The following is a 7,877-nucleotide window of genomic DNA, read 5'->3' on the forward strand; positions in this document are numbered from 1 at the left end:
TGGCTCAGCGCGCTATCGCGAGTGGCCTTTCGCGCAATTCCGCGCTTTTCTCGTTGCCGCCCCCCGCCCCCACGGCAAGAATGCGCTCGCCAGAGATTGCCAACGAACGATTCCCGCCAGATCGATGACCCAGCCTCAACTCTCATTCGATGGCGACCCGAACGGTCCGGCCTACGAGATGTGGCGCGAGCAATTTTGCCGCCGGGTGGCGGCGGTCGATTTCGTTCCAGTCGGGGATGGGCGAGTTCACCGGACGATGACGCCGGTCATTCTTCCCCGCCTCAATATGTCGGCCTCATCGGGCACCCCGATGTCTTTCGTGTCGATGGGAACGAACGACGAATTGGTGATTACGACGTCGCCCAATGCGAGGTTGATCGGGGCAATGGGAAATCGCGCGCTGGAGATCGCTGCCGGCGACATCACGATCGGTGACCCCTCGATCAAGGGCGCCTACATCACTCAGACGACATATGGTAGTTTCCGGACCGCGCTGTTGCCGCGCAAGGCGCTGCTGCGCGCGTGCCCGAACGCCGAGGACCTGATCGCAAAGTCGATCGCCGGCGTCACACCAATCGCCTCGATGTTCCTGCGGTATTACGACCTTGCGCTGGCGCATGCGACCGAGCTTCAGCCGGCGGAGCTCGACGCGGTCTCGCAGCATCTGTTCGACCTCGCCGTGCTGATGATCGGGGCGCGCGGCACCGTGGCGGAGGAGGCCCGCTCTCGCGGCCTTGCCGCAGCGCGCTTCGAAACCCTCAAGTCCAACATCCTGGCGCAGCTCGAAAGTCCCGAACTGTCGCTCACCAGCCTTTCAGCCACACACCGGATCAGCTCGCGCACCATCCAGTTGATGTTCGAGCAGGCCGGCGAGACCTATACCGGCTTCGTGCTGGAGCACCGCCTGCTGCGCGCCGAGCGACTGCTTCGCAATCCGAGCCTGCGGACGCGCAAGATCATCGAGATCGCGCATCTCGCCGGCTTTCAGGACGTCTCCTACTTCCATCGCGCGTTTCGTCGCCGCTTCGGACGGACGCCTGACGATACCCGGAAGCTGGCCGACGCGGCCGATTAGGGAGTCGATCGCCCCTTCGCGCGCGACTTGCCAGACGCTCGCGGCGAAGTGCTCCGCCTCAAGTGCCAAAATTCTTCTGGATCGCCTTGTCGAGGGTATCAGCCCCGACAAAACGCTGGCGCAGCTCGCGCTTGAGCAGCTTGCCGCTGGGGTTCTTGGGCAGGCTGTCGACGAAGATGACCCGCTTCGGCACCTTGAAATGCGCCATCTGGCCGGCGCAGTGCCTGATGACGCCCTCCTCGTCGAGCGTCTCGCCGGTCTTGACCACGATGATCGCGGTGACCGCCTCGATCCAGCGCGGGTCGGGCAGGCCGACCACGGCCACTTCCGAGACCGCAGGAATGCGGTAGACCATCTCCTCGACCTCGCGGCTCGCGACGTTCTCGCCGCCGGTCTTGATCATGTCCTTCACGCGGTCGACCACGGTGATGTAGCCCTCGGCATCGACGGTGGCGAGATCGCCGGAGTGGAACCAGCCGCCGGAAAACGCCGCGGCGGTCTTCACGGGATCGTTGTAATAGCCGGACAGAAGATGCGGCGAGCGGTGCACGATCTCGCCGACTTCGCCGACCCCGACGTCCTCCATCGCCGTGTTGACCACACGTGTCTCGACATTGATCGTCGGCTTGCCGGCCGAACCGGCCTTGCGAAGCTGATCCTCCGGCCTCAGCACCGTGGCGAGCGGCGCGATTTCCGTCTGGCCGTAAAAATTCCAGAATTTGACGTTCGGCAGCCGGCGCTGCAGTTCGAGCAGTACCTCCACCGGCATGATCGAGGCGCCGTAATAGCCCTTCTGCAGCGTCGACAGGTCGGTCTTGTCGAAGTTGGACGAACGCAGCATCGCGATCCAGATCGTCGGCGGCGCGAAGAAAGCGGTGATCTTGTGAGCCGCAATGAGCGCCAGAATGTTGTCGGCGGTCGGCTTGCCCGTGATCACGCCGGAGGCGCCGAGATAGATCTGCGGCCCCAGGAAGACGTCGAGCTGGGCGCAGTGATAGAGCGGCAGCGCGTGCAGCACCTTGTCTTCCACGCTCATGCCGCCGTCGATGATGCAGCTTACATATTGCCACATCACGGCCTCATGGCTCAGCATCGCGCCCTTGGGCAGCGATTCCGTACCACTGGTGTAGACGATCTGCGCGAGATCGCGGCTGTCGACGGAGGCTTCGAGGAAGGAGCCGTCGGCATGCAGCAGATCGTCGAAGGTGGTGAGACCGGCCGGCGCCGTGGCGGGATCCTCGCCCGGCAGCCAGATCAGCTTTTCGACCGCGCAATCCCTGGCCGAGGCGGCGCGGGCGGCGTCCACGAAATCGGGCCCGGTCGCGAGCAGCTTTGCGCCGGAGCTCTTGAGGATGAAATTGATCTCATCGGGATTGAGCATGAAGTTGATCGGCACCAGCACCGCGCCGATCCGCGCCACCGCAAAGCGGAGCGCAGCGAAAGCGTGCGAATTGCGCGACAGCACCGCGAGGCGGTCGCCCTTCGTCACGCCGAGGCCCAGCAGGCCGCGCGCCAGCCGGTTGCAGACGGCGTCCATCTCGGCAAAGGTCCAGCTCACGCTGCCGCAGGCCACCGCCAGCCGGCCCGGATCGCGGCTAGCGGAACGGCGCAGGAGGTCGCCGATCGCATGCTCGCGGGCTTTCGAGATGGTGGCTGCGGTTTCGCCGGTCATGGTGTGTCCTCCCTGAAGCTCCTTTCCTGATTGCTTGAACGGAGCGTTGCTTGCGTGAGGACGCTATCGTGCACCGGGCGGCCGGTGCGTGCTCCAGGTTGCAACCCGGACGTGGAAACTGCCGGCTTTCGCTGCCTAGGAACGCTCGTTCAGAGCTTATGCCCCTTCTGCCGCAGCGCCTCGGTGAGGCGCTGTTTCAGCTCGTCGGCGGCCTTGCGGCTGGCGTCCTGGCCGATCTGCGCGCTTGCCTGCGCCAGCGCGTCGGATTTCTCCAGAAACTTCTGCCCGGCCGGGTGGGCGTAGAAGGCCTCGATCTGGCGCAATTCGTCGAGCGTGAAGGTTTGGGCATAGACCGCGGCCATCTGGTCGATCATCGCGTTGAGGAACGGGGTGTAGATATCAGAGCCCGGCGCGATCATGGCGTCGTAGTCGCGCTCGATCTCGGGCCGGTCCTGCGCCACCACGGGCCTGAGCTTGAGCAAAAGCTGCGGCAGCAGCGCGCGATACTGATCCGCAATCTTCAGGGTGACGACGAGTTTTCGCGCTGCACCGAGCGCTTCCGGCGACGGCGTCTGCGCGGCGGCACCGAAGACGAGGAGCAGAAGCACGCCGATCGTCAAAAAGGCTCTCGACATAAGACCCCTCCACGAAAAATCCCAACTCGACTGCGCGGGTCATCTCAACGCTTCGCAGGCGCGGCGCCCACCCGCACGATTTCGACCTCCGGCTCCTCGACCTCCGTCACCCTGACGAACAGGTTCGGCACCCGCTTGGCGCGGTCGAGCAGCCAGGCCACGACACACATGATGACGATGCCGGCGAGGGAGACGGCGAGCTGCTGCCAGACCCCCTTGGTGTACTGGGTCAGGATCCAGTGCGCGGAGAACGACAGGAATACGCCGAGGCAGAAGATCGGCAGCGAATGCTGGCCGCACAGAATCACCGGGCGCAGCCAGTTGGTGTCCAGCAGGCTCCATTTGCGCGAGACGAAATAGGTGACCCAGATCGCCAGCGCCAGGAAGTGGGTGAAGCGCAGCATGTCGAGGTCGGTCTTGTCGATCGGATAGATCGCCTTGATCATCCATTTCGGAATCATGGCTTCCAGCGTGTGGATGTGCCAGGTCATCACGATCACGAGCGCAAACGCCATCCAGGCCGCCGCGAGCGCCATCACCGGCTTGGACCAGACCCATTTCGCGATCTTATCGATCTCGCCGATGCCGCACCAGGCCGCGACCACGAACATGAGCTGCCAGCAGAACGGGTTGAAATACCAGGTCGTGCCGGGCGGATAGGAGGCGACGTTCCAGTCGAACCAGCGCGCCAGGATGTAGAGCACCGCGGAGCCTGCCAGCGTGAGGTTCGGCCGCTTGGTCAGGCACCACACCATGAAGGGCGCGAAGAACACCAGTGAGATGTAGAGCGGCAGCACGTCGAGATTGACCGGCTTGTATTTCAAGAGGATCGCCTGGCCGATCAGCTCGTCCGGATGCTGGAGGAAGTTGAAGACGTTGAACTCGTGCTCGTACATCGGATTGTCGAAGCGCCGCGCGGTGCGCGCGATCTGCGCGGTGAACAGCAGGAACAGCATGATGTGCGCGACGTACAGCTCGGCCGCACGCGTCCACAGCCGCTTCACCGCCGCGAGAAACCAGCCGCCCGCGACGATCGGCCCATAGATCCAGCCGACCAGATAGCCGGAGATGAAGACGAAAAACTCGGCGGCGTCGCTGAAGCCGTAATTGCGCAGGGTGAGCCAGGCCACGACGTCGTGCGGGATGTGATCGAGGAAGATCATCCACAGGCCGATGCCGCGGAAGAGATCGAGCCGGAGGTCGCGCTCGACTGGTGACAAGAGAGCTGCCGGATCCCGTGTGGTCATGGCTTCGCTCATGTTGCAAAACAGTGCAGCGGCCAAAGGCGGCCGCCAGGCCAATCAATGATAAAAACGTCAAAGCAAAAGTCACCTAGCCCTGCGGCCAAGCAGGGTGATTGTAGCGAACATTGCCTCAGCGCGCCAGACGCCCCCCGACGCAACAACGCCATTGCACCCTCCCCGCGCCGGGCAGCGCCGCGGCAGCGCAGGAGTGCATGGCCGTCGGCGGGCGGCAAAAACACTGATGCCAGGGGCAATTTGCTGACGTGACCGCCCCGCCGCCCTTCCCCGGCGCCGCCCGATCTGATCTTCTCCCGCCGCATCCTTGGGGGAGTAACCACGCATGAACATCGCCATCATCTGCACCGCCTTGCTCGGCCTGCTGCTGTTCGGCCTCGGGCTCAACGTCTCGATCCAGCGGCGCAGCAACCGCCGCAGCATCGGCCACGACCCGAGCCCGACCGATCCCGTCCACCGCGCCGTGCGCGCGCACGCCAACACCGCCGAATACGCCCCGTTCTTCGCCGTGCTGTTCCTGTGGTTCGCCATCCACCCCGCGCCCATGTGGATCACCGTGACCATTGTGATCGCCACGCTCGCGCGCTTCGCGCTCGCCGCGAGCCTGTTGTGGGGAAAGTCGCTGAACCGCCCGAACCCGGGAAGGTTCGCAGGCGCGCTGTTCACGTATCTCAGCGGGCTGGTGCTTGCGGTGGGGCTGGTGGTGGTGTGAGGGGGACGCGAACATTTCGTACGTTGACTAGAAACGATTTACTTTCAGAGGATGTTTGTATGCAGAAGTTTACTTTGGCCATCACGACGATCGCGTTCATGACCATCGGCGGCACCGTCAGCGCGCTTGCCAATTCCTGCACGACGCAGGCGCAGGAGTGCAAGACCTGGGCAAGCGGCCAGGGCGCGGAGGCCAAGACCTATGCCGCCGCATGCACGCGCGAAATTTCCGCCTGCATCAGCCGGTGCAAGGGCGGCAAGAAATTCTTCGTAGGCGTCTTCAAGGGCGCCGGCGGCGGACAGCAATATCCGGTCGACGAGTGCAAGTGAGGCCCGGCCCGCCAAACAAAAATGGCCCGCGGAGCGGGCCATTTTGGTGAGATCGGAGCCGGCGGTCTGGGGGCCGGCGCTTGTCGCGTCGCTTCGTGTCGCAATGGTTGTCGCGTCAGTGACGATGTCCGCCGCCCACGAACGCGCGCAGCGGCTGTGAGCCTTCCGGGCTGACGACTTCGACGACCTCCATCATGCCGAGGTCTTCGTGATCCAGGATGTGGCAGTGCAGGACGAAGGCGCCGATGTAGTCGGTGTACTGCGTGTAGACGTTGATCTGCTTCCGCGGCGGGACCAGCACGGTGTCCTTCCAGACCGTCTCCGGACCGGACGGTCCCTGCCGTTCGAACTGGAACGGATTGACGTGAATGTGGAAGACGTGGGGCAGCGGCGGGATGCCGTTGTTCTCCGTGGGATCGCCGATGGTCGAGAGCGACCATTGGTCGACGGTGTTCAACACCACCTTGCGCGTGTGGTTGGGGTCGAAGGCCTCGTAGTTGATCTGGAAATAGTTGCGATTGCCCGGACGATCCTGTCCGAGCTTGAACACGACCTGCTGCACGCCGACCGCCTTCGCTTTCAGGTCGACGTTCGGGAACGGCGCGAGCGGGGCCATCTCGGCGCTGGTCGGCAGCGCCATGTCCACGGGCTCGCCCTGCACGTCGACGATGGCCAACACTTCCTCCGCCTGCGCAACCGCGCGCAACGATTGCGCGGCCGTCAGCGCGCCGTTGATCAGCCGGTAGCGGCCGGGCGTCTTGCTTGCCTGCACCAGCACGTCGCTGCGATAGCCCGGCTGCAGCTCGATCGTCTGCCCCGCGGGCCAGGTATCGACGCGGCCGAGATAGAGGCCGTCGAGCGCGATCTCATGCAGGGGGTGCCCTTCCAGCCGGATTGCGAGCGAGGCACGGAAGCCGGTGTCGATGAGACGCCAGCGCTGCACCTCGCCGGGCCGCATCGTGATCACCGGGCGCAAATCGCCGTTGATGGTGATCTGCCGCTTGCTGCAGGTCCAGGTGCCGGGGTTGGGCGTCGGACAGGGCGACGGATCGGGAAACAGCGCAGAGATCTGATTCAGCTCGCCATTGGTGTCGTAGAGGATGGTCTGGAACAGCATGACCTTCTCGCCCTTGTTGGCTTCGCGCAGCGCAGGCGGGATCTTCGACGCATCGTCGTCCAGGATGAGCGCGCCGGCCATGCCGCTGCCGACCTGGATCGACGTCGAGCCATGGGTGTGGGCGTGATACCAGAACGAGCCGGGCGCATGGTTCGCCGGCACCCTGATCTCGAAGGGGAACTGCGTCTGCGGCAGCAGCGCGAGCAGGACGTTGTCGCTGTTGCCGACCGGCGAGACGTGCAGGCCGTGGGTATGCAGATTGGTGGTGTTGAACGAGGCGGGCACGACGCTCAAATGCGCGTTCGACCGCTCCTGCTCGAATTGCTGATTGACCTGGTCGGGCGTTTCTACCGGCAGCTTGTTGGACAGGAGGATGTTGAGCACGTCTCCGGGCTTTGCGCGCAGCGTCGGACCGGCGAGGCGTCCGCCATAGGTCCGGAGCGTGACGCCGCAGCCGCCGATGCTGACGGTGTTCGAATCGGTGTACTGGACGTCGAGGGCGGTCTTCAGCACGCCGTTCGCGGAGACGATTTCGGGCGGATTGCGGAACGGTTTTTCGCCATAGCGCGCAACGTCGATATCCCTGTACTCGCAACCGGCCCGGTCGGCCTTTGCGATGCCGGCGCCGGCCGCAACGAACGAGACAGCGAGAGCAAAGGCTTGAATCGTCCGGAGATGCGACATGGATCACTCCCGATTGGTAAACCAGCGCTTCGAGATGACGTCTCTTGCTGCACTCGGTCTTGCTGCACTCGAGCGCATCCGGCCCGGCACAGCCGGCTCAACTCACTTCAACGAGTAAGTTTAATGTTCTACAATCTAAAGGAGATATACTACAATCTGAAGACGATGGTCAATCTGGCCGGGAGCGCGTGGCTGAACGTCACGCACGCATCGACACGCGGTCGAGACGGAGCGAGCCAAACGCGCGCTTCAGATTAGAAGAGTGCTGACGTGTAAAAGCCGCCGGCATCGGTGCGAAGCCACCGCGGCTGGCCAAAATCGGGATAGGGGGGAGCCTCGCAGCTCCTCCCCTCCCACACCACCGTACGTACGGGTCCGTATACGGCGGTTCGCT

At 64.0% G+C, this 7,877-nt stretch carries 7 protein-coding genes; 3 read left to right on the forward strand and 4 right to left on the reverse strand.

The features are described from left to right. Positions 1 to 385 precede the first annotated feature (385 nt). Complete coding sequence (locus JQ632_RS28940; RefSeq protein WP_249152600.1) at positions 386 to 1,075, forward strand: helix-turn-helix domain-containing protein; 690 nt, start codon at positions 386 to 388, stop codon at positions 1,073 to 1,075. 58 nt (positions 1,076 to 1,133) lie between these two features. Here JQ632_RS28940 and JQ632_RS28945 read toward each other — a convergent pair whose 3' ends face one another. From JQ632_RS28945 to JQ632_RS28955, 3 genes are all read right to left on the reverse strand, one after another. Beyond that, positions 1,134 to 2,747, reverse strand: a complete 1,614-nt coding sequence (locus JQ632_RS28945) for an acyl-CoA synthetase (RefSeq protein ID WP_212406050.1) — start codon at positions 2,745 to 2,747, stop codon at positions 1,134 to 1,136. 149 nt (positions 2,748 to 2,896) lie between these two features. Next, positions 2,897 to 3,382: a DUF2059 domain-containing protein gene (locus JQ632_RS28950; protein WP_212406051.1), complete on the reverse strand. Its 486-nt coding sequence runs from the start codon at positions 3,380 to 3,382 to the stop codon at positions 2,897 to 2,899. A 44-nt stretch (positions 3,383 to 3,426) separates the two neighbouring features. Next, positions 3,427 to 4,629: an OpgC domain-containing protein gene (locus tag JQ632_RS28955; protein WP_212406052.1), complete on the reverse strand. Its 1,203-nt coding sequence runs from the start codon at positions 4,627 to 4,629 to the stop codon at positions 3,427 to 3,429. A 337-nt stretch (positions 4,630 to 4,966) separates the two neighbouring features. Between JQ632_RS28955 and JQ632_RS28960 the strand changes: the two genes are divergently transcribed. Together JQ632_RS28960 and JQ632_RS28965 are read left to right on the forward strand one after the other, a co-directional pair. Continuing rightward, positions 4,967 to 5,353: an MAPEG family protein gene (locus JQ632_RS28960; protein ID WP_212406053.1), complete on the forward strand. Its 387-nt coding sequence runs from the start codon at positions 4,967 to 4,969 to the stop codon at positions 5,351 to 5,353. A 59-nt stretch (positions 5,354 to 5,412) separates the two neighbouring features. Beyond that, positions 5,413 to 5,682 carry a hypothetical protein gene (locus JQ632_RS28965; protein ID WP_212406054.1) on the forward strand — a complete coding sequence of 90 codons (270 nt, stop codon included), beginning with the start codon at positions 5,413 to 5,415 and terminating at the stop codon, positions 5,680 to 5,682. Between the two features lie 115 nt (positions 5,683 to 5,797). Here JQ632_RS28965 and JQ632_RS28970 read toward each other — a convergent pair whose 3' ends face one another. Next, entirely contained in the window at positions 5,798 to 7,483 is a 1,686-nt protein-coding gene (locus JQ632_RS28970) for a multicopper oxidase family protein (RefSeq protein WP_212406055.1), read from the reverse strand. Positions 7,484 to 7,877: the final 394 nt, after the last annotated feature.

The organism is Bradyrhizobium liaoningense (assembly GCF_018130955.1).
In the GTDB taxonomy this organism is placed as follows: domain Bacteria; phylum Pseudomonadota; class Alphaproteobacteria; order Rhizobiales; family Xanthobacteraceae; genus Bradyrhizobium; species Bradyrhizobium liaoningense_C.